Below are 26,912 nucleotides of genomic sequence, written 5' to 3'. Positions count from 1 at the left end.
ACCGACGACGGTAATCAGATCAGGTCTGAAGTGGTTCTAATTGCTACTTACTGAAGGATTACACCGAATACCGCATATGCACAAGGGTGCGCGAAGATTCGCCCGCGCAATCAACTGACGGAATTTCTGAAAGCTCGACAAGCTCGCCATAACGTCCGCGAGTTTCGTAAAGTGGCATCTCTTTCTCTCTAGAAAAGCCGCACGATTCATAAAACCCGACCGCCGGGTTATCGGACAACACCCTAACCCACACATCGCCAATACCGAGGTCTAATTTCGCCCAGTTGACCAAGCATGAGAATGCGCTTCTCATCAGACCAGGTTCCGACTTCTCCGCAAATCGGACAATCGCGTCTCCTTCGATCCGAACTCCAGCAGGATCCCCGTAGGCTAAACCCATATAGCCATAATGGTCATTCGATTCGATATTGCGCAATGAAAACAATATCCGTGAAGGATCGCGTGCTACGGCACCCGCAAGCCAGCCTATCGTTCGCTCAGTGGTGGCAGTGAAATAGGTAAGGAAAGAAGTGGAATTAGCGTTGCGGGCTTCCGTCAACATTCTAGCTATGCGGTCATCTATCCGGCTGACCTGGCAGTTGATTGGGAAAAGACCAAATGCGGTCCCTTCGACCGGCAGGCAGAGGGAAGACAGATCGAGATCACCGACGCCCTTGAGGCACTGGAACAGCTCTTGGTATTTCATCAGTCAGCCTTGAAAGTCGATATAGAGTTGATGACTCGCGATTGAACTTCACTGCTCATCCTACTGTGGAGCGGAATGGAAAGAATCTGATCAGCGATTTTTTCGGTAACCTCCAGCGATCCCCTACGACAGTCCTTGAGGAAAGAGAAATTGTGCCCAGCTTGCCAATGGATACCCGTATCGACTCCATGATCCTTCATGTGGGCACGAAGTTCGTCACGACGACCGTCCAGCACGCGTACGTAGTACAAGAACGGATTGACTTGGTCGAAGTCGCCGCGAGGGGCATCGATCGAGCTGAGTGGCGAAAGTTCTGCGTAATACCGCTTACAGGCCTGTTGCCGCGTGGACCGGATTTCATCGATCTTTGAAATCTGTGCAACCCCTATTGCAGCGTGGAGGTTCGCCAAATGATATCTGAAACCGAGTTCTTCAATGTCATAGGTCCAGGCACGCGAATTAGTATACATTTGTGCCGCCGGTTGAGTCATGCCAATAAGGCGCTTCGCATGTAGTCTCGACACGTTATCGCGGCCGCGGATAACAATCGCACCGCCGTCAATACATGTGATTGTCTTGACCGGATCGAAGCTAAATATCGTGAATTCGTGCTGTTTGCCAATAGGCCGGCCTTTGTAAAATGATCCGAAGGAATGCGCCGCATCGTGTAGCACGGGGATGCCGTGCCGCGCCGCCACGTCGGCGATTGCGTCATGATCACAGATGAAAATGTCGTAATCCATCGCAATGATGCATTTAGTTCTGGGGGTGATCAATTCTTCGATTTTATCGGGATCGATACAGAGTGTCTCTTCCTTGATGTCCACGAAGACTGGGTCGGCCCCGCAGGCGCGTATGGCTTGAAAATCTGCGGCGTTGTTGAAGGATGGAGTAATTACTTCATCGCCGCGCCCGACATTCATCATCAGCAGCGAAAGGTGGAGCGCAGCGTGCCCGGTGCTAACTGCTACAACATGACGGTCATCGTCCGATTCGAGTTGACAAATCTTCTCAACTGCCTCCTCGAACGCTTGAACATAGCTGCCCATGCCGAGCCACCCAAGTTCGAGCGATTCCACTGCAGCAGCAATTTCTTCACCCTCGATCAGGGGCTTGAATACTGGGACCGTCGCCACGAGTTAATTCACCTCGCAAATAGTAAACTCAAGCTGCACCTGCCAAACTTGCCGACGAACGATCATGCAGCAAACATACACGTCGTACGAAGACGTGCCGACCCGGAATGGGTCAACCGGCGTCGACTACTAGGGGCACGAGAACGCCTGTCGGACAAGAGCTTCGCGAAGATGTGAAACGCCCACCCTCGACGAGGACCGAACTGGCCACTTCGGGGCGCGACCCGGACTTGCAGCTGATTGCTCGGTCAAGAACGAAGAGCAGCTAGAACTGGAAGATCCTGCGTTCGGCCACTCTTCCAATCACCTTGGTTAGGCAGGAGCACACCCACGAAGTCCGTCCTCGTTCGCTCAGGGAGTCAAGATCGCAAGAATCCCTGCTGGACAGCACATTGCGTCTTCAGCCCGCAACGCCGATCACCCCATCAAGAGCCCACGCCAGTGTTTCTAAACGGTCGCACGGACCACCACGGGAGGAGTCGGACGTACCGCCGGAGCGCACTCAGGTTGGTGCAACAATCTCCCTGCGTACCCAGCGAGCCCTCGATGGGCTAAGGTTGCCCGCATGACGAACCGTCTGGGGCCCGACTTGCCCCTGATGCGGCCGTACTGAACGGGGGATAAGCTCAAGAAGATGACCGCCGATCGCGACCGTACGCGCTCGAATTATCGCTGGCCAACGAATGCTAGATTTCCGAGCGCGCACCGTATGCAGCAGCTAGCGCGAAATCTCGCGAGCAGCCTATCATGCGAGACCTAACTTACCCCTATGATTCACAGGTTCTGTATAAGTCATGAGAAGCCTTTATTACCCGAGAGCTGGTATGACGTCTGTATCTCCCTTGGGGATTACCAACCCGACTCTGTATCCCACGTAAGACAACTTGACCAGTTTTGGCACGAGGCGAGGCCGATCGCATATGGCACCGCAGGGACGAACGTCCTGCCAATCGCAATCGAGAGATTCGCCAGCGCCGCTACGCTTATTGAAATTTGCAGCCACAGGAAGAGGGTGCTTGCTTCTTCGGAGGGGATAGAGTCCGAATTAGTTTCAGGCTGTAGGGAGTTAAGATTTGGGGACTTCGAAGAGAAGGCCGAGCTATCGGTGCAAATGCCCCCCGCTGACCTCGAGTTTCTGATTCCACAGCCTCTATATTTTGAAAATTCAATAGTTGAGAAACAGATAGAACTGCGTCATTATGACCGCAGAGACCTTCGTGACTACACGTCTATAGCTATCGAGATGGGCGCGTTGGAATCGGATTCCTTGAACGAATTCTTGGCTGCGCGGCATTTCATTCCTGGGGGCAGTCAAATCGGAATATATCCGAAGTCGTGGTTAATGAGCAAGTTGTCAAAGAGAGAGCTTATTGATAGGCAGTTCCTGTCTCGTTACCGTCATAGGATTGAGAAGTATGAAGCAGTGCAGATACGAGCAGTCAGCTTTCTCGCTGAGTGCCTGGGGTCCTTTCTGCTAATTCGTCATCTTGCGGAAAAGTACTCAAACAACATTCCCGCCGGAATATTTGGGTATGTGACTGTTATATTAGATAGTGACATATGGCACGCCCAAGGAATAGAAAAAGTAAATCGGGCGAGGAAATGATTCAGGTTGCACTATTTCAAAGATAAGCGGGTCCAATGAAAGCCGTACTACTGGCCGGAGGCCTCGGTACTCGACTCAGCGAGGAAACCACGCTTCGCCCCAAGCCAATGGTTGAGATTGGCGGAAAGCCGATTCTGTGGCACATCATGAAGCTGTACTCCCACCACGGCGTGAATGATTTTGTTATTTGCTGTGGGTATAAGGGTTACGTCATCAAGGAATACTTCGCGAACTATTTCCTGCACATGTCTGACGTCACCATTGACATGGCCAAGAACAGCATGGAAGTGCACGAGAAGCACGCAGAACCTTGGCGAGTGACGCTGGTGGACACCGGTGAGGACACCTTGACTGGCGGGCGCCTCAAGCGAGTAGCGCCGTACATCCAGGACGATGAGGCCTTCTGTTTCACCTACGGCGACGGACTCAGCGACGTCGACATCAGCGCCACAATCGAGTTCCATCGTCAGCACGGGCGGTACGCCACTATTACCGCGGTTCTTCCGCCTGGGCGTTATGGGGCCATCGAAACCGCGGGCGACCGCGTCGCGGCCTTTGTCGAGAAGCCGCGGGGTGACGGCGGCCTTATCAATGGCGGGTTTTTTGTCTTGTCACCCGCCGTGCTCGATTACATCGACGGCGATGAGACCGCCTGGGAAGGGCAGCCCTTGGCGCGTCTCGCTGCCGACGGTCAGATGATGGCTTTTGAGCATTCCGGCTTCTGGCAACCCATGGACATGCTTCGAGAGAAGAACCTGCTCGAGGAACTGTGGAGTAGCGGCAAAGCGCCGTGGAAGTGCTGGCGTTGAACGCTTTCGGGGCTGCTTACCGCGGCCGTCGGGTGCTAGTCACCGGTCATACCGGTTTCAAGGGCAGTTGGCTGTGTCTATGGCTGCACACCCTGGGCGCTGAGGTGATTGGCCTCGCCTTGGACCCGCCGTCCGACCCCAGCCATTGGGATCTGTTGAAGCTACCCATCGCCGATCATCGGGTCGACATCCGCGACGAAGTGGCCGTTAGTGGGGTCTTCGCTGCGGAAAGGCCCGAGATAGTTTTCCACCTAGCTGCCCAGCCGCTGGTCCGTCGTTCCTATCGCGAGCCTGTCACCACTTGGGCCACCAATGTCATGGGCACAGTGCATCTGCTGGAGGGCGCCCGTCGCACACCAGACGTGCGCGCCGTGGTTGTCGTCACGACGGACAAGTGCTACGAGAATCGCGAATGGCCGTGGCCCTACCGAGAACGTGATCGGCTGGGTGGCCACGACCCCTATAGTGCGTCTAAGGCCGGCGCTGAGTTGGTGGCCGCGAGCTACCGCAGTTCGTTTTTGCAACAGGCGTCGGCCCCGCTGCTTGCAACAGCCCGCGGTGGCAACGTGATCGGCGGTGGCGACTGGTCTCAGGACCGGCTCATCCCCGATCTGGTCCGTTCAATCGTCGCCGGACAACCACTAGTCGTTCGCTCACCCCGCTCCACTCGACCTTGGCAACATGTGCTGGATTGCCTCAGCGGGTATCTGCTACTGGGCCAGCGACTTCTTGCGGCCGATACCACTTGTGCAGACGCATGGAATTTCGGTCCCGACGGAACAGGGAACCGCACGGTTGAGCAGGTGCTAGACGATCTTGCCCAAACGTGGCCACAGCTTCGATGGCAACGGGCATCCAGTCCGCAGCCGCACGAGGCGCACTTGCTGCAGCTCGACAGCGCAAGGGCGAGAATGCATCTCGGATGGCGTCCTGTTTGGAACCTCGGCAACTCGATTCAACGCACTGCCAACTGGTATCGCCGATACTTGGAGAACGGCGAGGTGTCGAGTTCTGAGGAACTGGCCGCCTATGTCGCCGACGCGGCAGACACCGGGGTGGGTTGGGCGACGGCATGAAAATCCTCGACTCGCCGTTGGCGGATCTGAAGATCGTCCAGTCCGCGCCCCATCGCGATGCCCGCGGTGCCTTCCTCCGCCTCTTTTGCTCCGAAGAACTTCGGCCCGTGATTCGCGATCGCCAGATTGTGCAGATCAACCACTCCAGAACCAGCCGCATCGGTGCGGTGCGGGGTATGCATTTCCAACACCCGCCGCACGCGGAAATGAAAATGATTCGATGCCTTCGCGGTCGGGTTTGGGATGTGGCGGTCGACTTGCGGGCGGGATCCCCAACGTTCTTGCAGTGGCACGCCGAGGAACTAGCAGAGGACGATGCTCAAATGCTAGCCATCCCAGAGGGTTTCGCCCACGGATTCCAAGTATTGGAGCCTGACAGCGAATTGCTGTATCTGCACACGGCGTTCTATCACCCGCCTTCGGAAGGCGGGCTCCGTCACGACGACCCGCGACTTGCGATTGAGTGGCCATTGCCGCCACAGGACCTCTCGCCTCGGGATCTTTCCCATCCTCTACTAAATGCCGATTTCACCGGAGTGGCGTTATGAACTGCCGACACTGCGGCAGAACACTAGAGAACAGCTTTGTGGACCTGGGCTTTGCGCCGCCATCCAACGCCTACGTGAAGGCCGATGACCTATCGAAACCTGAGGTGCATTACCCACTTCGCGTGAAGGTGTGTGACCAGTGTTGGTTGGTGCAGACCGAGGATTATGCCTGCGCGGAGGATCTGTTCAGCGCTGATTATGCTTACTTCTCCAGCACCTCCAGCAGTTGGCTTGATCACGCCGCCGACTATGTGCGCATGATCATCGAGCGGCTGGATCTCGGCTCCGAGAGCATGGTCATCGAAGTGGCCTCCAACGATGGCTATCTGCTGAAAAATTTTGTGGCAGAAGGAATTCCGTGCTTGGGTATCGAGCCCACGGCGAGCACGGCCGCGGCCGCCGAGGTGCTGGGGATCCCGGTAATGCGGGAATTCTTCGGCGAGTCTCTGGGACGCCAACTGGCTGATGAAGGACGGCGGGCAGATCTGATCCTGGGCAACAACGTGTATGCCCACGTACCCGATATCAACGACTTCACTCGTGGACTGGCCGCCGCTCTGAAGCCTGAAGGCGTTGTGACACTGGAATTTCCGCACCTCATGCGACTGATTGAGCAGACCCAGTTCGACACGATCTACCATGAGCATTTTTCTTACCTGTCACTCACCACGGTGGCGCACATCTTTTCGAGGGCCGGCTTGCGGGTATGGGACGTCGAAGAATTGCCGACCCACGGCGGTAGCCTCCGCGTGTATGGCTGTCATGCCGAGGCGGCGATGGCCAGTACAGACCGCGTCGATGCGCTCTTAACGCGCGAGGACCGGTTCGGAGTGGCCCGGCTTGCGACCTACACCGAGTTCCAGAAGCGCGTCGACCGGGTGAAGGTTGATCTGCTGGCTTTCCTGATCGAGCAGAAGCGTGCCGGCCGGTCCGTGGCGGCGTACGGGGCCGCCGCGAAAGGCAACACATTGCTCAACTACGCAGGTGTCAGGCCGGACTTGCTGCCCTACGTGTGCGACGCGGCAACGTCCAAGCAAGGAAAGTTCATGCCCGGAAGCCATATTCCCATCTATGCACCTGAGGCGTTGCGGGAGAATCCGCCCGACTATGTGGTCATCCTGCCGTGGAACATCGCGCGCGAGGTGCGGACCCAGTTAGATGATCTTGTCCATCGCGGCACACGGTTTGTGACGGCGGTCCCCGAAATGCGCGTGCTGTGAAGTCGCATCTATAACCCCAAGCCGTCGATAACCGCCCGGGAGCTATGTCACCTATACAGCCGCAACGGCTGAGGGGAGCATCGTTACGCCTACATCGAATGTTTCAAGAGTTCCTTCAAGACGTCTCGCCGAGGCAATCCGCGACAAGCGTGCTGGCGTGCTCGATGCCGCCCACCCGGAAACGTTCGTCCACAAACCGCGCGAACCCGCCGGAGATCCCCGAAACTCGTGGATCAACCGCCCCAACCAACCACATCAGGACCCGCAAGTAAACACCGCGCAGCGGTGCCTCATTCGGGTTGACAGATTCCGCGGCTGCTCATTCGCGGCAGATGCTTCGCGTCAGCTCCCGGGTGGCACGACGCACGACGACAATAGAATCGTAGATCTCAACACTGCCCAAGATCGGCGTAATTGCAGGCACTGAAGCTTCCCGGAGCCGGTCAGGGTGACCGACTTGGAAGTTGGTTTCGCTAGTGGCGCGCTGGTAATGGCCATGCATAGCGTCGATTAACGCCCTGACGAAATCGATGAACGAAACGCGATTGTCGCGGTAGGCCGTCCAATAGTCACAATAGACGTCTTCGACGATGTAGACGCCGCTGTCGGTCAAGGCATTTGCAAACAGGGACCGGAAGGAGTTCACCATATGGGAGCTTGTATGACCACCATCAGATTTCGCATGACCAGCGCGCCTGCTGAGTCCATCATCGAGAATGACGTCGAACGGACCAAATTCTGCAGCCACTTCTGCCAGAAAAGAAACGTTCGGCTCGCCACCGAAGCGGACGTGAATGCCTCGTGCATCCGCGATTCGTAAGAGCTTGGAGTTAATATCAACAAGGACGATGAGCGAGTCGGGTTGAAGGTATTCCCGCCACATCTGTACCGAGCCTCCGTAGAAGCTACCAATCTCTAGCATCCGGATCGGCCGCGTTCGGTCGAGTACAGACTCGTAGATGGGCAAGTAGTGCGCGAACTTATGGACCCTCGGAGTCTGGTTGAATACCTCAGCCAACTCACCGTGAAGCTCGGTGTCCACAGCCGACCATGTGGTCATTGAAGCAAGATCCGGCCCGAGCGCAGTCAACATCTTATTTTCATCCCGGTTGGGATTGTGCCGCCAGAAGGCAGCGAGCAATGCAAGCGCGTTCCTGAAGGTTGTGACTGGGTGCTTGATAGCGTTCAGCCAGTGCCGAAACCCGAACCGAATGTAGATCCCCCGCCAAGACCATACGATTTCTGATTCATTCCGAACTAAACTCATTTTTTCCTAACCGCGCCCGTGGACTGGCGGGGTTGCCCCCTGACGATGGACACCTGACTGATGGGAGTGCCGGTCCCGCTGAAAGGATGTCCACATATCGCGGGTCAACTCCACAACGCGGAGGTTCGCCGCCATGAGACGTAGATATTCTCATCCCGATCGAGCCTGGTCAACAACTCGCAGAGTCTCATCAAAGGCCGTGTGCAAACACTCTTCGTTGCCTCATCCGCGAAGAATTCCCGAATGGGCCCCACCACCGGGCGGCGAGTCGATCGCAGGGATAGAGCTGGACGATAGGTGGACGCAAGGCTATGACGAATGACTGCGAACCGCCCCGGCGAGCCCGGAGCGGCACAACCATCGCTGGTCTCCACCGTCGAGCAATCGACGCCTTCGAGTTCGCCCGGTGCGATATCGCCGGGGGTACGTTCCCTTGGCTGATGAGTATGCCGTGCTCATTTCGAGCTTGCCCACGACATTTACTATGGAGCGATGGCGACGCCCGGCCGTTGTAGCTACCCAACGAAGAGTGAGAGTGCCGCGATCATGGAATGCCGGACGTGTGGTGACGAGGGCTCGTCTGTAGGAGCGAGAATCCGGTGAAACGAGCGCTGATAACCGGGATCACCGGACAGGACGGCTCCTACCTCGCCGAACTGCTGCTCAATAAGGGATATGAGGTCCACGGACTCATCCGCCGCGCCTCAACGTTCAATACGTCGCGCATCGATCACCTCTACGTGGATCCTCACCAACCCGACGCACGGTTGTTCTTGCACTACGGCGACCTCACCGACGGCACTCGTCTGGTGACCTTGCTGAACACGATCGACCCGGACGAGGTGTACAACCTTGCGGCACAGTCACATGTGCGCGTCAGCTTCGACGAACCGGAATACACCGGCGACACGACCGGCATGGGATCCATTCGGCTACTCGAGGCAGTTCGTCTGTCTCGAGTGGACTGCCGCTTTTACCAGGCATCCTCATCGGAGATGTTCGGTGCCTCGCCGCCGCCCCAGAACGAGCAGACACCGTTTTATCCGCGGTCGCCGTACGGCGCGGCGAAGGTCTACGCGTACTGGGTGACACGCAATTATCGAGAAGCGTACGGATTGTTTGCGGTCAACGGCATTCTGTTCAATCATGAATCTCCAAGGCGCGGTGAGACATTCGTGACCCGAAAGATCACCCGAGCTGTGGCGCGCATCAAGGCCGGCATCCAGTCAGACGTCTATATGGGCAATCTTGACGCTGTTCGCGACTGGGGTTATGCACCTGAGTATGTCGAAGGTATGTGGCGCATGCTGCAGGCCGACGAGCCCGAGGACTTCGTTCTGGCGACCGGTCGCGGGTACACCGTGCGCGAGTTCGCCCAGACCGCGTTCGACCATGCGGGTCTCGACTGGGAGAAGCATGTGAAATTTGACGACCGCTATCTGCGTCCATCCGAAGTGGATTCGCTCATCGGCGATGCGACCAAGGCTGCCGATGTGCTCGGTTGGAAAGCTGCGGTGCATTCGGCCGAATTGGCCCGGATCATGGTGGAAGCCGACATCGCCGCGTTGGAGTGCGACGGCAGGCCATGGGTCGATAAACCGCTCGTTCCCGGTTGGAACTGACTAGCCGATGGACAGTCCAATCGGCCCCCTTGATCGTGCATTGCCGGTCTATATCGCTGGGCACCGCGGGCTGGTCGGCGCTGCCCTGCTTCGCAAGTTTGAAGCAGAGGGCTTCACCAACCTGCTCGTGCGGTCGCACAGTGAGCTCGATCTGACGGATAGGGCCGCCGTATTCGACTTCGTCTTGGCGTCAAGGCCTCGAGTCATCATCGACGCTGCAGCCAAGGTCGGCGGCATCATGGCCAATAGCACCTATCCCGCCGAATTCCTTTCTGAAAACCTCCAGATCCAGGTCAACCTGCTGGACGCTGCCGCGGCCGCACGCGTCCCACGGCTGCTGTTCCTCGGCTCATCATGCATTTATCCGAAATTCGCACCACAGCCGATTAAGGAGAGCGCACTACTGACCGGCCCCCTGGAGCCGACAAACGATGCATATGCAATCGCCAAGATCGCCGGCATCCTTCAAGTACAGGCAGTCAGGCGGCAGTACGGCCTGGCATGGATCTCGGCGATGCCAACCAACCTCTACGGACCGGGCGACAACTTCTCCCCTTCAGGCTCGCATCTCCTTCCTGCCCTCATCCGCAGGTACGAAGAGGCCCGCTCCACCGGCGCTCGCGAGGTGACGAATTGGGGCACCGGAACGCCCCGGCGCGAGCTACTACATGTCGATGATCTGGCGAGCGCGTGCCTGTACCTTTTGGAACACTTTGACGGTGCACAACATGTCAACGTGGGCACCGGGATCGACCACACCATCGGCGAGATCGCCGATTTGGTCGCCACAGCAGTGGGCTACACCGGCGAAACACGTTGGGATGCAACCAAACCTGACGGGACTCCACGCAAACTACTTGACATCTCCGTCCTGCGTGAGGCCGGGTGGCAGGCGGAGATCTCGCTGCGTGAAGGTATCGACACAACCGTGGCGTGGTATCGCGCGCATGCGGATACGGCGAGGCAGTAGGCGTGCGCATCGCGACAGCCTCGTCGCCTGACCAATTCGACGCGTGCCGCCGGTCGGTCTACCAGTCATCCGTGCGGTGATGTCACCGATATCCGGGCGCCAGTCGAGCCCTTAGTCGACAATTACGCAGACTGTCAGAAGGGTCAGAATGAGCTTCAAAGATGGCACTCGGGATGAAACTCCCTCGCCGATCTCTGGCGCCCAAGCCCACATCGTGGAACCGCAGACGACTGCAGACGACGCCACCGGGGAACCGCACCGGCACTGGGAATTTCGCCCAGATGTCGAAGGCTTGCGCGCCGTCGCGGTAATCACCGTTGTCCTCTTTCATACAAAGTTCCCCGGGTTCGCCGGGGGCTTCGTCGGTGTCGACGTGTTCTTTGTCATCTCAGGCTTCCTGATTACAGGGCTGCTCTTCCGTGAGGCGAGTTCCACCGGGACCATCCGCCTGCGCGCGTTCTACGGCGCTCGGGCGCGCCGCTTGCTGCCGGCGTCAGCCACCGTCGGGATCGTCACCGTGATCGCGTCAGTCGCGCTATTGAACCCGCTGCAAGCCAGAACCGTTATCGGTGACGCCATCGCCAGCGCGCTTTATGTCGGCAACTATCGATTCGCCCTACAAGGCGTCGACTATCAGATGGCCAACCGACCGCCGTCACCGTTTCAGCACTACTGGTCGCTGGGGGTCGAGGAGCAGTTCTACCTCATCTGGCCGGCAGTGATCATCGGCACGGCCTGGCTCATCCTGCGTGCACGCCGGCGCTCCGAGAAACCTGCGACGACGTCTACGACTCCATACCTGGTGGTCCTGGGACTGATCACCGTCGGCTCCTTTGTCCTCTCGCTCGTATCGATCAATGTGGCACCTTCGGTGGCGTTCTTTTCGCTACCCACCCGCGCCTGGGAGTTGGCTGTCGGCGGCCTTGTCGCGCTCACGGCCACTCAGTGGAGTCGACTCGCGCGGATCCCCGCCGTGATCGCGGGGTGGGTTGGGATTGCTCTGATCCTGCTGGCCTGCGCCACGGTTGGCGCGGCCACACCCTATCCGGGTACAGCCGCACTACTACCAGTCTTGGGCACGGCGCTGGTGATCGGTGCGGGATGTGCTGGACCATCTCAGGGCTGCGGCCGCGTTTTGGGGCTACGGCCGATGACGTCCGTCGGTCGCGTTTCGTACTCGTGGTACCTCTGGCATTGGCCAGTGCTGCTGTTCGCCGCGCCGTTACTAGGACTGCCGGGACTGGGGCTGTTCGAAGGTCTGGCGGCCCTGCTCGTCTCCTACCTACTGGCCGTGCTGACGCTGCGCTTCATCGAGAACCCGTTTCGGTATTCCACGTCACTACGTAAGTCGCCGGGGCGCAGTCTTGCGCTCGGCGCTGCAGCCACGGCAATAGCGGTCGGCGTGGGATTGGTACTGCTGGTATTCGTGCCCAACCCGGTCGGACGCGGACCGGCAGCGCCGACACTGAGCATCGCTGCAGGGCCTCCTCCCGCGGGTCCCGATGCCGAGCCGTACGACGCGGCCGTCCAGCACACGTTCGCGCAGGTTCAGGCCGCCGTAGCAGAGTCTGCCGGTGTCAAAGACGTACCGTCGAACCTCGAACCGTCGCTTGTCGATGCTGTGAAGCCGGGAACGACCGACGCGACCGGGTGCATGCTCAATATTCTGGATGTCGATCAGCCTGAGTGCGCGACGGGCGACATATCCTCGGCCACCACGGTGGCCCTGATCGGCGACTCGACCGCCGGGATGTGGAGCACTTCGTTTCAGGAGGTCGCCGAGCAGCGTCGGTGGCGGTTGGAGACGCTGAGCAAAGCCTCTTGCCCAATGCTGGACCTGCCCTTGTACAACGCCCTCGTCCAACGCACGTACACGGAGTGCGAACAATGGCGCGGTCGAGTCATCGCGAGGCTGCAGAGTGAGCGTCCGCAGTTGGTCGTACTCAGCATGTTGCGCGCCGACTTCCCCACAGGTTTCCCTCCATACGCCAGGGCGTGGCTCGACAGCCTGACAGGCCTGGTGCGGCAGCTGCGGGACACGGGAGCAGAGGTATTGGTGCTCGGACCGATCCCGAACCTGCACTCGAACGTCCCGGAGTGCCTGTCCGTTCACCTCGACGATGCAACGGCCTGTTCATCGCCAAGGGGTACCGCGGTCAACGAAACTGGAATGGCGAGTGAGCGCGCTGCGGCCGAAGCCGGCGGCGGTCGATACGCCGATCTCACGGAACTGTTCTGCACCGCCGATCGCTGCCCGGCCATTGTGGGCAACGCACTGGTGTATCACAACCAATATCATCTGACGCCCTATTACGCGCAGCTGCTGGCCCCGGCAATGGGCGCATTGGCCGACCGCGCATTGTTCACCGGATGACGCGAACAGGATCCTCATCCACCGCCACGAATGAGTAACCCCGCGTTGGGCCACGGACCACGACCCGTTTTTCGCTTCACAATGGCCCGCAGGAAGGTGGCGTACTTATTCACGGCATACAGCAGACCCCGGGTTCGAGCAGCCCGGAGCCGCGCCTCCAGCTCGTCGTGGTCCGAGCTCGCCAAAACCGTCGCTGGATGGACGAGGGGCAGTTCCAACTCCTCGGCACTCAGCGTCGAGTAGACACTGCCAGACGTCGTATGCGTGGCATCCTCGTGTTGAAAGCCGATGTTTTGAACCAAGTTCCGGGCAGGAGCTGCGCAGAGGCCCGAGTTAGCCCATATGGAGTACACCCACTGATAGGCCCACGAGTTGTATTGCCCTTCATAGGTGCGCTGGAAAACCAACTCCCAGTAAAGGCGGTCGATCAGTCGGGGAAAATACTGGTCGAATAGCCGCCTGTCCCTGATCTCCGGCCACTGCTTCATATCGAGGTCATATTTATTCCAAGCCCGCCGCCACGTAGCCCAGCCCCAGTAATGGGGATACCGTGAAAAGTAATAGCTGTCCGCAGTCTCAGCCTGCCCGAATAGATGATTATTTCCAGATACCATCATCACCCTCTCGTCGTTCTCATAACGATCGAGAAGCTCGGTGCAGTAATGGAAAAATGACTCGGAAGGTACACAGTCGTCCTCGAGGATAATCGCCTTATCAACGAGTTCGAAGGCCCACGATATACCGGAGGAAATACGGAGACGGCAGCCCAGATTGGTTTCTGAAAAGTTCGTCTGAACGTCACAGTCCCAATCGACGTCGTCAATTATCGAACGCGTCGCAGCACACTTGTCCGCCTCCCCTTCGCGGTCGGCACGTGGGCCATCGGCGATCACCAGGAGCTTGGTCGGCCTCGCAGCCCTTATCGTCTCAAACACCTGCCTGGTGGTGTCCGGACGGTTGAAGATGATGAAGATGATCGGCGGTGTCGTCGTCACAGTCCCATCCCTGTCACAGTCCCATCTCTAACGCATCGGGGTGAATCAGCGAAATGCGCATAAGCCGTCCATGAGGGTTGGTTCACGAAATGAGCGCTCACGCTATAGAACCCGGCAAGCAATCGTCAAGGTTGGTGGACCGGATAGGTGAAGCACAGCCGGCATTGCACCCTGCGTAGTTGCCCGATGCGCCTGGCGCTGTTGCAGCCGCGCGCAAGGGCCACCCAACCCCTTCTGTCGTTCCTCCACCAGGGCAGCCAGCCTCGGGTAGGGCTATGCTCCATGCTTGAGCATCGATGAGCCGTCTGTCTGCCAACCCCGTGCTGGCCTGCGGCCAACATGTTAATGTAGCGCAGTGGATTTGTTCCGACGCGGCGGTTTGATCTCGCGCAATGCCACGATCGAAATCTCACGCCCGTATTCGGAAAAGGGCTGGAAACGTCAGTTTGTCAAGCAACTCGAATCACGCAATTTAAATCTTGTTTTCGATGTCGGCGCCAATTCTGGACAATATGCCACCGACCTTCGGATGGCGGCGTACAGCGGCCGCATTGTCTCATTTGAACCGCTATCGGGGCCCTTTGCCCTTTTGAAACGTAACGCATCGAAAGATCCCGCATGGGATTGCCGTCAGTGCGCGTTGGGCGATAGCGATGGCTCAGTATCAATAAATGTGGCGGGCAACGCCGGCGCAAGCAGCTCGATCCTACCGATGCTGAAAGCCCATAGCGAGGCTTTCCCTCCCGCGAATTATGTAGATACCGAAGAGGTGCCGATCCAGCGGCTCGATTCGGTGGCATCGGAGTTTCTGCGCCCGACCGACGTGGCCTTTCTCAAAATCGATGTTCAGGGTTTCGAGAAGAACGTGATCGCAGGCGGCGAAAAGACCATCGCTGACCACGTCATCGGGCTGCAGCTCGAACTATCCTTTGTGCCACTCTACGAGGGGGCAATGCTCATACGCGAGGCACTCGACCTCGCTTACTCGCTGGGCTTCATTTTGATGGGGTTAGTGCCGGGCTTCAGCGATCCTCGCGATGGTCGAATGTTGCAGGCGGACGGCATCTTCTTTCGCGAGAAAGACTGACCTGATGCAAAAATTTCTGAAGCTTAGCCTCACACTTATTGATATCGCGCTGATACCCGTCGTGGCGACCGCATCGTTGGCCTTGCGGCTCGTTCGCCAGACCGGATTTGGCCGAATGCCGTTGACGCTCAAAGTTTTCCGGAAAGTTGGAATTTATCCGGTCCTTGACCATTACTACGAGCCGTTGTTCAATCCCGCCCACCTGCGCAAACCACTCGCGGAGGACCGCGAGCTATTGGGGATTGATTGGAACGTCGCCGAGCAGCTAGACCTTTTGAAAAGATTTCATTTCAACGACGAATTGACTGCCTTTCCGATCGAACGCCAGGTTGACCACGAATTCTTCTACCGAAACGGCTTTTTCGAATCGGGTGATGCCGAGTACCTGTACAACATGATCCGGCTGTTCAAGCCGGAACGCATCTTCGAGATCGGCAGCGGTCGGTCAACGTTGCTTGCCGCAAGCGCAATAAAGGCTAATCGCGGCGAAGATCCCGCCTACCAGTGCGAGCACCTCTGCATCGAGCCCTATGAAGTCGAGTGGCTCGAGGAGCTCGGCGTGACAGTCGTCCGCAAACCGGTTGAGCTGATCGACACGTCACTGTTCCTCCAGTTGGAGGAAAACGACATCCTCTTCATCGACTCGTCGCACATGATCCGCCCACAAGGCGACGTGCTCTTCGAGTACTTCGAGATTCTGCCTATCCTCCGGTCCGGAGTGCTGATCCACATCCATGACATCTTCAGTCCAAAGGATTACCTGGAAGAGTGGATTCAGTCGGTCTGCTTTTGGAACGAGCAGTATCTGCTCGAAGCCTTCCTGAGCTACAACTCACAGTTCAAAATCGTTGGCGCACTGAACTTTCTGAAGCACCACTACCCAGACGAGCTGACCGCGGCGTGCCCCGTCCTTCGGCAGCAGTTCGAGTCCCGCGAGCCCGGCTCGTTCTGGCTCAGGAGGGTCTAGGCGCGACTGGGCGGGGAGAACGACCGGTCAACGCCTGAAAACGAAGGCCAAGAAGGCGAAATAGTATTCGCAACCACGTAGATAGGCACGCGAGGCCCCCCGCCCGCCAAAGGGATAGTGACCGTGCATGTCCCACATTCGGCGCAGGTCGTTGAAGACCTCGCTTGGGGCTCGATTTGTCCCGACCCCGTTGGTGTCGAAGTCGCACAACACACGCCGGACGGTGATTGGCGGGCGTTGCAAAGCGGCCCGCAGGATGAACTCCTGATCGGCGGCTATTCCGAAATCGAGGTCATACCCGCCTAATTGGCGAACCAAGGACGCCCCGAAGAACGACGCCTGATGCGGAATCACTTGCCAACCGGCGAGAAACTTGCGGAGGCTGAAGGGCATGGGGCTGCGCACCCGTTCGAGCCCCACCAGATTGTCCATGCCGTATCCCCAGACCTCGTCGGCCGGCCCGTGACCTGAGATGGCCTCCACGGCATCGGCCATAGCGTCGGGATCGGGGAAGCAATCGCTGGAGTGCATGAACCACAACAAATCCCCCGATGCGTGCGCAATGCCCTGGTTCATCGCGTCGTAGCGCCCGCCGTCGGGCTCAGACTGCCAGTAGGCGAGGTTCGGTTGGCATGTGGAGAGATATTCGACGACGTCATTGCCGGATCCGCCGTCGATCACGATGTGCTCAATGTGGCCCGCGTAACGCTGCGCCCGCACACTGTCCACCGTGCGCTTGAGCCCATCGAGATCCTTGAAGGAGATTGTTATCACCGAGATCGTCGGGGCCGAACTGCGTGGTCGTTCGGCGCCGGCGCTCGCCGCGTCGTTGGGCACGATGATCCAACCCTCCTCACATTCGCAAGATCCCCTACCGCCGCACAGTCGAAGTCGCCCATGCTCGTACAGCGTGACGACCCTACCGCCTCACGCTGACCCTAACCCTTGGTCGCTCACTTCAAACACCGTTGGCACCCAGCCTCGGCAAACACCGCAGATGCGCTTCTGGGCCTGTAGGGTCTTCGCGTAGGTTCGGATTGCCCAAGAGCCAGTCCGGCAACGAGACAAGTCGTGCACACCATTCGGCTGAAGGATTCAGGGGGTGTTGGAGGTCGCTATGTTTGGTCTCTTCCGAAAAATTCTGCAAGACAAAGTCGATATTATCGATCAGGCTTTTACGAGTCTCGATGTTGAGTCATTCGCAGACCTTGGCGGTGTTTGGCGGGTAGAGGGCGGATATACCTTCCACGCACTCGACAAACACAATATCAAGGATGCCGCGCTGGTTGATACGCACCCGACGCAAAAAGTCATCGACAGAGCGAAGTCGTATCCCCAACTTCGCCTGATCAAAGGCAACTTTGGCGATCAATCAATTGCCGATCAAGTCGGTGATGTTGATGCTGTTCTCCTTTTCGACGTGTTGTTGCACCAAGTGGCGCCCGACTGGGACGCCATCCTGGATATGTATGCCAAGCGGGTGCGCGCATTTATTATCTACAATCAGCAATGGACTGGACCGGGAAGCAATATCAGACTGCTCGACTTGGGCGAGAACGAATACTTTCGCAATGTTCCGCACAACCCGCGCCAGGAGAACTACAAGAACCTTTTTGCCAGACTCGACGAAATTCATCCCGATCACGGTAGGCCGTGGCGCGACGTGCACCACATCTGGCAATGGGGTATCACGGATGATGACCTTGAGTCCAAAATTGCGGAACTCGGGTTCACACTCATGTACAAGAAAAACTGTGGACGGTTCGGACGGCTACCGAATTTCGAGAACCACGCCTTTATTTTCGCACGTCAATAACTAAGGTCGTGGATGCCTTGCATACCGGTCGCGAAGCGATCTGGTGGCAGTGCCGGTGACCTCGGTGTCTCTACGCAAGCGTGAGGGCCAGAAGTCGGCGAGTCCCCTCGGCCGCGGCGCTACCAGGGCGAGTCTGCGAGATATCGCTTTTAGCCGCTGCGCGCGGCCAGCCTGACGATAGCGCTGCGCCAGCGTCTCCATCCGCGGGTGCTGCGCGATGGTGTCCTGGAGAGCCGCCTGCCCGTCCGGACCGGGCACGTTGGCAATCTGACGCAGGATCCAGTCGGCCATGGCGGCAATGAGCTCCTCACGTGCGGCGTCGCCCGGGAAGAGGTCGAGCATCGCGTCGAAGGTCGCCGCATGCCCAGGTCCCAGCGTCAGCCAGAATTTGGGGGGGTCTAACACCTGGTTGTGCCACATGCCCTGCGAGTGGCGGCGGTAGACGGCCATCGTGTCGGGCAACATGCCGATATCACCGCGTGCGGCGTGCCGAACGTGCAGGTACCAGTCCAGGGGCATGACGTCGGTGGGTATGTCGTCGTAGCGCTCGACGCGGCGATACATGACCGAGTTGGTCTGTATGAAGTTCATCAGCAGCAGCGCGTCGACAGTCAGATTGCCGCGCACATGTGGCGGTGGAAACTTGGAATCCTTGGCGTAACCGTCTTCCCAGACCACCCGCACGGGATGAAAGCACACCGTCGTCTTCGGATGGCGGTCGAGATAGGCCACCTGCTTGCTCAGTTTCAGCGGATCGACCCAGTAATCGTCTGCCTCGCACAGCGCGACGTACGCGCCGCGGCTTGCTGACAGGGCGCCAGTCATGTTGCGGTTGAGGCCGAGGTTCTGGGGCCGGAAGATCGGCCGAAACAACGCCGGATATCGGTCCGTGTACTCCTTGATGATCGAGATGGTGGAGTCGGTAGAGGCGTCATCAGCGACGACAATCTCCACGGGAAAGTCCGTCCGCTGGTCGAGGAAGCTGTCGAAGGCCTGGCGGACGTACGCCTCCTGGTTGTGGGTGGTCGCTACGATGCTCACCCTGGGTGGCGCTACCGCTTCTTCGGTCACTTCGAGTCTTCTTTCTTGCCGGCTGCGATCATTTCGGCACCGGTGTTTCACCGGCAGCCTCAAGTGAAATGCCGCGTAGTAGCGAATTTTTCCAGGAGGTCGGCGGTAGTGGCCGCGCTCTTCGCTGCGTCGGTCATCCGGCCGGCGAACTCGCGAGCCATTGCGACGTATTCCGGGGCGAGAATTTCACGTAGATCTGCGACCAGGGATTCGCGTGTGGTGGCCGCGAAGTCACGGGCCTTCCCTATCTTGAGTCGCTCGACCTGAGCTGCCCAGATCTTCTGATCACCCGTGCTAGGCAGGCTCAGCGTCGGGACCCCGGCCCGCAAACCCGCGGCGGTGGTGCCGGCACCACTGTGGTGCGCCACCGCGCGGCACGCGGGAAACACCGTCGCATAGTTCACCGCGCCCACCACCTTGACGTGGTCCGGAGTGCTTACGTCGCTGAAATCGCTCCAGCCCGAGCACACCAACGCCCGCTCACCCAGCTCTGCGCACGCTGCGCCGATCATCTCGACAGTCTCCGCGGGAGACTTGACTGCCGTGCTGCCGAATCCGAAGAAGATCGGCGGCGTGCCCGCGGCGATCCACGAGGCAGCCTCTGCGTCGGCCTCGGTGCTCATCTCTATCGTGAGCGTCCCCACGAACGGCCGTTGGCCATCCCATCGAGCCCACTCAGCTGCCAGGCCGGGAAAGCAAGCCTCGTCGTATGCCTGGATTTCCAGCGATCCGCGTTTGGTGATCCGTTGCGGCGCAGGACCTCTTGCCTTCGGAAGACCCAGGTTCCGGCGCTGGGCATCCTCGGCTCTCTTGGTCACCCACCATTGCGGCCAGTCCAGCGTTGTCATCGCCAGTCGGACCAGTGACGACGGCACGCTCGGAGCGAGCTGGCCATTTGGCCGCATCGGGAAATACTGCATAGTGGCGAACGGAATGTCGTAGAACTCAGCGACGTTGGCGGGTATCGCGGGGAAGCCCGGACCGCTGAATAGCAGGTCGGCCCCGTCCGCCAGCGACACCAGCGTGGCGTTCATCTCCGCCCAAGACTCGGCGAGTTGCGCTTGAGCCTCGCGCCACAGCCTGGTCACCTCCCTGACTCGCCAAAACTTGCGAAGGAAGTCGGCGTCCCAGAACCCCTCCTGTTGATTCGGTCCGTAAGCGACGGCGCCGAGCCCGGCTGTCTCGACGAGGCTGACCAAATTAGGTGGGACGGCGATACGCACCTCGTGCCCTCGGCCCAGCAGTTCGCGACCGACCGCGATGGAGGGCTCGATGTCTCCGCGAGTTCCGTAGCTTGCCAAGGCAAATTTCATTACGGAATCCGTGCCTTTCAGTGTCATGGGCCTAGTCGACGCCCAGACTGATTATCGCCCGTTCGCGCAATGCTGGCTGAACCCACGGCTTGCGACGGTCCCCCTTTGCGTCTACAGCGACGTCAGTTCATGTGCGTCGACCACCCCGCCTACGGCCGGCATGTGCCGTCGATCTACCCCTCGCGGCCTGAACTCGCCGGCTTGATCAGCAAGCCCTGGCCGGTGGGCAACGTGCAGATCGGTACATCGAGGTCACGGGCCACACCATCCATCGCCAGGCGTTGCTCATCACGTCCCCGCTGCGCGTAGTCGTCCAGCAGGACAAAAGCACCCGGTGTGAGCCGCGGCCAAAAATAGCGCAGCGCCGCGACTTCTGGTGGCGCACAGTTCATGTCGATGTGCAGATACGCGACGGCGTTCGTATCGACCTGATCCAAAGTCTCGGGAACCGTACCGGCGATGATGCGCACGTTCTGCCACTCGGCGAAGTTCTTCCGGACACTTTCAACCGAATTCGCGTAGATGCCAAAGTCGATGGCGGCCCGGCTCTTCTCCAGTGACCCCGTCTCCCGCTCGACATCCGTGACGAAGCGTGGATCCATCCCGCCGAAGGTGTCCAGCAGATAGAAGGTCTTACCCAGCCGGTCCCAATCTAGATGCTGCATCACCGCACTGCTCAAGAAACCGTGGCTGACTCCGCACTCCACGAAGTCACCCTCGATTTTGCTGGCACTCTCTGCCGCCCAGAGTCCGACGTGGAACCGCCACTCCCAGTGATAGAAATCGTCGCCACCCAGTGATTGCACGCCGCGCTGATAGGCCCGCCGGAACGCGGGATCGTCCCGAAAGGCATCGCTGTTGAAACAAATCAATGCGTCATCGGAATACACATCGGGAAGAAAAGTCCGTGGAATCGCATATCCGGTACGCAGCGCGAGCCACATGAGTCGGAACTTCAGCGGCCACTGCTTCGATACTCTCACGGCGGACACAATACTTTGGCGTGCATCACTCCTGCGGCATATGTCGCCGATTTCCAGCAACCTGCACCGCAGCGATCAGTCGTGGGAGAAGCTGAGCCGCGAGCCGCCGTAACCGTCGAAATAGAACTCGTTGATCGCTAGGTTTGGCGCAGGATCAGACCGCTGGTTTGATGATCAGTCCCTGGCCGGTGGGCAACATGCATACCGCGACGCCCAATTCACTCGCCACTTCATCGATGGCCAAGCGCTGCTCGTCGCGTCCCCGATTCGCGTAATCGTCCAGCAGCACGAATGCACCCGGAGTCAACCGCGGCCAAAAATAGCGCAGCGCAGCGACTTCCGGTGGAGCACAGTTCATGTCGATATGTAGATATGCCACAGCAGTGGCATCGACCTGGTCGAGAGTCTCCGGAACGGCACCCACGATGATGCGCTGGTTCTGCCATTCCGCGAAGTTGGCCCTGACACTGTCCACCGAGCTCACGTACATCCCGGTTTCGACATGGTGCTTACTCGTCTCCAGCGCCCCTGCCGCGCGTTCAGCGGCGGTGACGAACCGGGGGTCGAGCCCCGAAAACGTATCGAGCAAATAGAACGTCTTGCCCAGTCGATCCCAGTCGAGGTACTCCATGATGGCACTGCTCAGAAATCCATAGCTGACGCCACACTCGACGAAATCACCCTTGAGCTTGCTGGCACTAGCTGCCGCCCAGAGACCGACGTGAACGCGCCATTGCCACTGATACCAGTCCTCACCGCCGAGAGCGCGAGCACCACGCTTGTAGGCGCGCTGGAACGCCGGGTCGTCCACGAACGCATAGCTGTTGAAGCAGATCAAGGCATCGTTCGCATACACCTTGGGTAGCAGGGTGCGTGCAAGCCAATACTCGAAGCGCACCGCCAACAACCATATGCGGGTCTTAGCTGACAATCCGGATGCCACGGCGGCAACCATAACATCGGGCGACCGCTGATATCGGCTCGGTAGCGCCCGCGGCTAGGTGAGACACTTCGTGCTGGCGAATTTCTCCAGCAGATCGGCTGTGCGACCAACGCTTTCGGAGGGCTTCGTCATCCGCGCAGCGAGATCACGGGCATTCGCCGCATACTGCGGCTTGAGAATGCGACGGAGATCGGCTAGTAACGATTCCCGCGTTGTGCTCGAAAATCGCCGAGCAGCGCCCACTTTCAACCGCCGCATCTGATTTCCCCAGAACGGTTGATCGCCCGCGGTCCACAAGATCAGTGTGGGCACCCCGGCACGCAAGCTTGCGGCCGTGGTCCCCGAGCCGCCGTGGTGAACGATTGCGCGGCAGGCGGGGAAGATCCTCTCGTAATTCGTGGCACCTACGACCTTGACGTGGTCGTGCTCCGGCACCCCGCTGAAGTCGGTCCACCCGGAGCAGACCAACGCTCGCTCACCCAACTCCGCACAGACCGAGCTGATCATTTCGACAGTGTCAACGGGAGATTCCACCGGCATGCTGCCGAACCCAAAACAAATCGGCGGTGATCCCGCAGCGACCCAAGCCGCGACCTCGTCATCGCGATCCGTGGACAGCCCCATTGTCAACGCGCCCACGAACGGTCGTCGGCCATTCCACTTCGCCCATTCGGCAGCCAGTCCGGGGAAGCACGCCTCATCGTAGGCTTGTATCTCCAGTGACCCCAGCTCGGCGATCCGCCGCGGAGAGGCGCCGGTAGCCTTAGGTAATCCCAGCTCACGGCGCTGGGCGTCCTCGGCCTGCTTGTTCATGCGCCAACACATCCAGTCGTACATTTTGAATCCGGTGCGGGCCAGCGGCGCGGGCACCAAGGGGATGAGGTGGCCGTTCGGCCGCATCGGAAAGTAGTGCAGCACCGCCAAAGGAATGTCGTAGAACTCACCGACATTGACCGCGAGATCCTGATAGAGCTGACCCGTGAAGAGCAGGTCGACACCGTCCGCCAGCGCCGTCAGGGTCTTGCTCATATCCGCCCAATGCCGACGCACGGGTTCCCAGGCCTCCTGCACCACCTTGATCGGCTCTCGGATTGTCCAGAATTTGCGGTAGAGCTCCGAAAACTTCAGGAGGATTTCGTCATCCCAGAAATCATGGGGAGGCGGTCCGTAAGCGACTGCCGTGAGTCCGACCGACTCCGCGAGAGCAATCAAATTGGGGGGAACCGCCATGCGCACGTCATGCCCGCGGGCCAGCAGTTCACGGCCGGCGGCGAGCGATGGTTCGACATCGCCACGCGTCCCGTAAGCCGCCAGCACAAACTTCATCCGGACCCCCATGCGCACGACACGTACCTTGTGCGGCAGTTTATGTCCGACAACTACCGACCGCTCGTCTATGGGAAGGCGAGCCGACAGCTGCCGAATTCTCCCACCGCGAACGTAGCAGAATTACAGCTGCCGGGCGCAGGCAACCATCGATTTTTCGTTTCCTGACCAGCAAGTACACGGGTGCAGGGCCGGACAATGATCGCGGTCAATTCGAGCACAGCTATTCGGTGTCTCCCGGGAAAAATGGCAGCCTCCTCCATTCAACGGGTTCCGGCGCTGGCGAACTTCTCGACAAGATCAGCCGCGATGACGACGTTCTCAGCGGGCTTGGTCATGCGAGTGGAGAGTTCTCGAGCTCTGGCCACATAATCCGGAGCAAGTATGCGGCGCAGATCGGCAACCAGCGTGTCGCGAGTCGTTTTTGAAAATCGCCGTGCGGTACCAACTTTCATTCGCTTGACTTGTGTTCCCCAGAGGGCTTGATTGGCGTCCATCGAGAGGATCAGCGTAGGCACTCCGGCCCGCAGGCTTGCCGCTGTCGTGCCTGAGCCGCCGTGATGGACGACCGCGCGGCAGGCCGGAAAGACAGCCGCGTAATTCACTCCACCGACAACCTTGACGTGGTCGGGTAAGGACACATCGCTGAAGTCGCTCCACCCGGCGCACACCAACGCACGCTCGCCCAGTTCAGCGCAAGCCGAACTGATCATCTCAACTGTTTCAGCTGGGGATTCGACCGGCATACTGCCGAAGCCGAAGCAGATCGGCGGTGATCCCGAGGCGATCCACGACGCGACCTCGTCGTCGACCTCGGTGCTCTGCTCCATCGTCAGCGTGCCGACAAAGGGTCGAAGTCCATCCCACTTCGCCCATTCCTCCGCCAACCCCGGAAAGCACGCCTCGTCGTACGCCTGGATCTCCACCGCTCCTCGTTCCGCGATTCGTCGCGGCGAGGGGGTCGTTGCTTTCGGCAACCCCAGTTCACGGCGCTGAGAGTTCTCCACTTTTCTGTTCAATCGCCAAGCGAACCAATCGAAAGCCTTCATTGCGGGTCGGCGAAACGGTCGTGGGAGAAACGCGACGAGTTGACTGTTGGGTCGCATCGGAACGTGATGGAGTGTCACCAAGGGAAGGTCAAGGTATTCGACCACGCTTACCGCGGTCTCTTGGTAAGCCTGTCCGGCCAACACCACATCGGCGCCACGGGCCAGCGCCGATAGCGTCGCATTCATCTGTGCCCAGCTTTTGTCGCTGATGTCCCACATTTCGCGCCAAAGTACCCGTAATTTCCGGACCCTCCAGAAGGAGTGAAACGCTGACGTCCAGAAATTGCGGTACGTGTCCAGCCATGTCCGCGTGTCGAGTCCATAAGCGACGGTGGGCAAACCTGCGCCCTCAGTGAAAGGCACCAAATCGGGCGCAACGGCCATAGTCACGTTGTGACCCCTGCGCTGCAGTTCGCGTCCAATCACCAGGGCGGGCTCGACGTCGCCCCGCGTCCCGTAGCAAGCCAGCACAATTTTCATCGCGCAGCCAACATCATCGGTTATGAATCGCTCGGTAGGAACCCTAGGCCAGGAAATTTCACGACTTGCGCCAAAGGACGCCAGTCCCATCTACTTCGACGATCTCCGCGGTTATCCCATGCTGCTCGCGGTAATCCGTGACGGCCTTCTCGCATGCCTTGATCGCGTGGTAGTCATCGATGATGCAGAAGCCGCCCGGAGACAGCCGCGGATAGAGAGCATCGAGCGCCTGAATCGTCGATTCATAGAGGTCGCCGTCAAGCCGCAAGACCGCGATCCGTTCGATCGGCGCCTTGTGCAAGGTGTCTTTGAACCAACCGGGAATGAATCGAACCTGGTCGTCCAGCAAATCGTAGCGCTGGAAATTCGCCCGTACTTCCTCTTCGGGCACCGCCAGCGCCGCGTACCGGTGCAGCCTGTCCCCCTTATCGGCCTTGTAGTTCGCTGCATCGGGCGGGGGCACGCCTTCGAACGAATCGGCTAGCCAGACGGTTCGCGTCTCGTCGCCGTAGGCGGCCAGGATCGCGCGCATCAAAATAGACGCTCCTCCGCGCCACACTCCGCACTCGACGAGGTCGCCGGGGATGCCCTCCTCGAGGACCGCCTCCACGCAGTGCTGCAGACTGGTGAGCCGCTGCATACCGATCATCGTCAGCGCGTCCGCCGGCCAGTCGAGCCCCAAGTCGCGAGCATGCTTGTTGAACGGCTTCCTGCGAACGAGCATCATGTTCTTCGTCTTGAAAAGCGGACGACCAATGGTGTACCACCCCACGGGGACCAGCTCGTCGGCCCCGTATCTGGTGAGGTCCCGCCGAAGCAGGTCCAGGTAGGCGGCGGTAGCATGGCGATCGGTCACGGTCAAGAAACGCCCCTGTCTCTGGGTCTCTGGCTTGTTGCTGCCCGCCGACGGCGAGCGCTTATGAACTCGGAGTGTACCCGCTCGACGGGACGGGCTGTTGCTGGGATAGCCGAAACAGATCGTCCGCCGCGGATGAATTTATGGCCGCAGGCTCTCAGCAGGGACGTCTTACTGGCGTTCTGGACCAAACCGTTCACGTCCGGTTACGGCACGCTTCGTTTTGTGGATATTTGCCGCCGTTTGCCGGAATGGGCCGCTTAGCTAGTAGGGGTGTCACACGGCGGCGATCGATCGCCACTTTCGTCCACGTGAGATTCGGGTTTGAACGGTTCAGTGCCGCCGCCTGGCTGCGGACCGCGCTTCCGCCACGCGGGGCCTGGGTCACCGATCCAGGTTCTGCGGCTTATGTCGGCACTTCAGGCTCGCGGGAATTCTCAGGTTGAAATGTCTCGGAGTAAGGAGGGTCCTTGCGAGCAAGACGCGATTTCAGGGACATCGCGCGCTTTTCCACTAAGAACCAGCTGAGGGCGGCAAGAGGCAAGGTCGCTGCGGTCGAAACGACAAAGAGCTTGTCAAGATTACTGTGTAGGTGGCCGTTATAGGTAGGGGTTGATTCGTTCGGGGTAGGTCAGGGCCAATGCGCCCAGCGCTTGTTTCCAGCCGTTGGTGCGTGCGCCTTCGACCAGACG

General features: G+C 59.2%; 23 protein-coding genes and 1 pseudogene. 12 read left to right on the top strand and 12 right to left on the bottom strand.

The annotated features are described in order from the left end of the window. Nucleotides 1–58 precede the first annotated feature (58 nt). Together H7J93_RS02605 and H7J93_RS02600 are read right to left on the bottom strand one after the other, a co-directional pair. Complete coding sequence (locus H7J93_RS02605; RefSeq protein WP_267304736.1) at nucleotides 59–706, bottom strand: GNAT family N-acetyltransferase; 648 nt, start codon at nucleotides 704–706, stop codon at nucleotides 59–61. Further along, a complete protein-coding gene (locus tag H7J93_RS02600; RefSeq protein WP_267304735.1) occupies nucleotides 706–1,842 on the bottom strand; it encodes a DegT/DnrJ/EryC1/StrS family aminotransferase in 1,137 nt (378 codons plus the stop codon). Before H7J93_RS02600 ends, H7J93_RS02605 begins: the two co-directional genes overlap by 1 nt. Before the next feature lie 769 nt (nucleotides 1,843–2,611). On the opposite strand from H7J93_RS02600, the gene H7J93_RS02595 reads away from it, so the two are divergent. From H7J93_RS02595 to H7J93_RS02570, 6 genes and pseudogenes are all read left to right on the top strand, one after another. Beyond that, nucleotides 2,612–3,448 carry a hypothetical protein gene (locus H7J93_RS02595; protein WP_267304734.1) on the top strand — a complete coding sequence of 279 codons (837 nt, stop codon included), beginning with the start codon at nucleotides 2,612–2,614 and terminating at the stop codon, nucleotides 3,446–3,448. 35 nt (nucleotides 3,449–3,483) lie between these two features. After that, the gene (rfbF, locus tag H7J93_RS02590; protein WP_267304733.1) at nucleotides 3,484–4,257 is read left to right on the top strand and encodes a glucose-1-phosphate cytidylyltransferase; all 774 of its coding nucleotides are present in this window, start codon (nucleotides 3,484–3,486) and stop codon (nucleotides 4,255–4,257) included. Then, complete coding sequence (rfbG, locus tag H7J93_RS02585; protein WP_267304732.1) at nucleotides 4,239–5,333, top strand: CDP-glucose 4,6-dehydratase; 1,095 nt, start codon at nucleotides 4,239–4,241, stop codon at nucleotides 5,331–5,333. Before rfbF ends, rfbG begins: the two co-directional genes overlap by 19 nt. Then, nucleotides 5,330–5,881 carry a dTDP-4-dehydrorhamnose 3,5-epimerase family protein gene (locus tag H7J93_RS02580; protein ID WP_267304731.1) on the top strand — a complete coding sequence of 184 codons (552 nt, stop codon included), beginning with the start codon at nucleotides 5,330–5,332 and terminating at the stop codon, nucleotides 5,879–5,881. The genes rfbG and H7J93_RS02580 overlap by 4 nt, the downstream gene beginning before the upstream one ends. Continuing rightward, on the top strand, nucleotides 5,878–7,101 hold the full coding sequence (locus H7J93_RS02575; RefSeq protein ID WP_267304730.1) for a class I SAM-dependent methyltransferase: 1,224 nt from the start codon (nucleotides 5,878–5,880) through the stop codon (nucleotides 7,099–7,101). The genes H7J93_RS02580 and H7J93_RS02575 overlap by 4 nt, the downstream gene beginning before the upstream one ends. Nucleotides 7,102–7,228: 127 nt before the next feature. Next, nucleotides 7,229–7,360, top strand: a pseudogene (locus tag H7J93_RS02570) (IS3-like element IS1141 family transposase); the annotation flags it as partial. A gap of 60 nt (nucleotides 7,361–7,420) precedes the next feature. Here the strand turns inward: H7J93_RS02570 and H7J93_RS02565 are convergent. Further along, entirely contained in the window at nucleotides 7,421–8,194 is a 774-nt protein-coding gene (locus H7J93_RS02565) for an O-methyltransferase (RefSeq protein WP_267304729.1), read from the bottom strand. Between the two features lie 773 nt (nucleotides 8,195–8,967). On the opposite strand from H7J93_RS02565, the gene gmd reads away from it, so the two are divergent. From gmd to H7J93_RS02550, 3 genes are all read left to right on the top strand, one after another. Continuing rightward, nucleotides 8,968–9,990 (top strand): GDP-mannose 4,6-dehydratase, encoded by a 1,023-nt coding sequence (gmd, locus tag H7J93_RS02560; protein ID WP_267304728.1) that lies wholly within the window; start codon nucleotides 8,968–8,970, stop codon nucleotides 9,988–9,990. 7 nt (nucleotides 9,991–9,997) lie between these two features. Then, the gene (locus H7J93_RS02555) at nucleotides 9,998–10,960 is read left to right on the top strand and encodes a GDP-L-fucose synthase family protein (protein WP_267304727.1); all 963 of its coding nucleotides are present in this window, start codon (nucleotides 9,998–10,000) and stop codon (nucleotides 10,958–10,960) included. Between the two features lie 148 nt (nucleotides 10,961–11,108). Next, a complete protein-coding gene (locus H7J93_RS02550; protein ID WP_267304726.1) occupies nucleotides 11,109–13,334 on the top strand; it encodes an acyltransferase family protein in 2,226 nt (741 codons plus the stop codon). A gap of 14 nt (nucleotides 13,335–13,348) precedes the next feature. Here the strand turns inward: H7J93_RS02550 and H7J93_RS02545 are convergent, their stop codons facing one another. Beyond that, nucleotides 13,349–14,329: a methyltransferase type 11 gene (locus H7J93_RS02545; RefSeq protein ID WP_267304725.1), complete on the bottom strand. Its 981-nt coding sequence runs from the start codon at nucleotides 14,327–14,329 to the stop codon at nucleotides 13,349–13,351. Nucleotides 14,330–14,684: 355 nt separating this feature from the next. On the opposite strand from H7J93_RS02545, the gene H7J93_RS02540 reads away from it, so the two are divergent. Together H7J93_RS02540 and H7J93_RS02535 are read left to right on the top strand one after the other, a co-directional pair. After that, entirely contained in the window at nucleotides 14,685–15,416 is a 732-nt protein-coding gene (locus H7J93_RS02540; RefSeq protein ID WP_267304724.1) for an FkbM family methyltransferase, read from the top strand. A gap of 4 nt (nucleotides 15,417–15,420) precedes the next feature. Then, nucleotides 15,421–16,383: a class I SAM-dependent methyltransferase gene (locus tag H7J93_RS02535; RefSeq protein ID WP_267304723.1), complete on the top strand. Its 963-nt coding sequence runs from the start codon at nucleotides 15,421–15,423 to the stop codon at nucleotides 16,381–16,383. 27 nt (nucleotides 16,384–16,410) lie between these two features. On the opposite strand, the gene H7J93_RS02530 is transcribed toward H7J93_RS02535, so the two are convergent. Beyond that, on the bottom strand, nucleotides 16,411–17,220 hold the full coding sequence (locus H7J93_RS02530) for a glycosyltransferase family 2 protein (RefSeq protein ID WP_267304722.1): 810 nt from the start codon (nucleotides 17,218–17,220) through the stop codon (nucleotides 16,411–16,413). A 280-nt stretch (nucleotides 17,221–17,500) separates the two neighbouring features. On the opposite strand from H7J93_RS02530, the gene H7J93_RS02525 reads away from it, so the two are divergent. Next, entirely contained in the window at nucleotides 17,501–18,199 is a 699-nt protein-coding gene (locus tag H7J93_RS02525; RefSeq protein WP_276021240.1) for a hypothetical protein, read from the top strand. On the opposite strand, the gene H7J93_RS02520 is transcribed toward H7J93_RS02525, so the two are convergent. From H7J93_RS02520 to H7J93_RS02490, 7 genes are all read right to left on the bottom strand, one after another. Continuing rightward, nucleotides 18,200–19,270 carry a glycosyltransferase gene (locus H7J93_RS02520; protein WP_267304720.1) on the bottom strand — a complete coding sequence of 357 codons (1,071 nt, stop codon included), beginning with the start codon at nucleotides 19,268–19,270 and terminating at the stop codon, nucleotides 18,200–18,202. It lies immediately after the preceding gene. A 59-nt stretch (nucleotides 19,271–19,329) separates the two neighbouring features. Continuing rightward, complete coding sequence (locus tag H7J93_RS02515) at nucleotides 19,330–20,583, bottom strand: glycosyltransferase (RefSeq protein WP_267304719.1); 1,254 nt, start codon at nucleotides 20,581–20,583, stop codon at nucleotides 19,330–19,332. Between the two features lie 173 nt (nucleotides 20,584–20,756). Further along, nucleotides 20,757–21,527 carry a TylF/MycF/NovP-related O-methyltransferase gene (locus H7J93_RS02510; protein WP_267304718.1) on the bottom strand — a complete coding sequence of 257 codons (771 nt, stop codon included), beginning with the start codon at nucleotides 21,525–21,527 and terminating at the stop codon, nucleotides 20,757–20,759. Between the two features lie 193 nt (nucleotides 21,528–21,720). Next, entirely contained in the window at nucleotides 21,721–22,509 is a 789-nt protein-coding gene (locus tag H7J93_RS02505) for a TylF/MycF/NovP-related O-methyltransferase (protein ID WP_267304842.1), read from the bottom strand. Between the two features lie 54 nt (nucleotides 22,510–22,563). After that, nucleotides 22,564–23,835 (bottom strand): glycosyltransferase, encoded by a 1,272-nt coding sequence (locus H7J93_RS02500; protein WP_267304841.1) that lies wholly within the window; start codon nucleotides 23,833–23,835, stop codon nucleotides 22,564–22,566. Nucleotides 23,836–24,098: 263 nt separating this feature from the next. Beyond that, the gene (locus tag H7J93_RS02495) at nucleotides 24,099–25,364 is read right to left on the bottom strand and encodes a glycosyltransferase (protein ID WP_267304717.1); all 1,266 of its coding nucleotides are present in this window, start codon (nucleotides 25,362–25,364) and stop codon (nucleotides 24,099–24,101) included. Between the two features lie 58 nt (nucleotides 25,365–25,422). Continuing rightward, the gene (locus H7J93_RS02490) at nucleotides 25,423–26,226 is read right to left on the bottom strand and encodes a TylF/MycF family methyltransferase (protein ID WP_276021236.1); all 804 of its coding nucleotides are present in this window, start codon (nucleotides 26,224–26,226) and stop codon (nucleotides 25,423–25,425) included. Between the last annotated feature and the right edge of the window lie 686 nt (nucleotides 26,227–26,912).

This window comes from Mycobacterium barrassiae, assembly GCF_025822765.1.
Classification (GTDB): domain Bacteria; phylum Actinomycetota; class Actinomycetes; order Mycobacteriales; family Mycobacteriaceae; genus Mycobacterium; species Mycobacterium barrassiae.
Note: the sequence above shows the minus strand (reverse complement) of the source record. Positions and strands in the feature narration are given on the sequence as shown.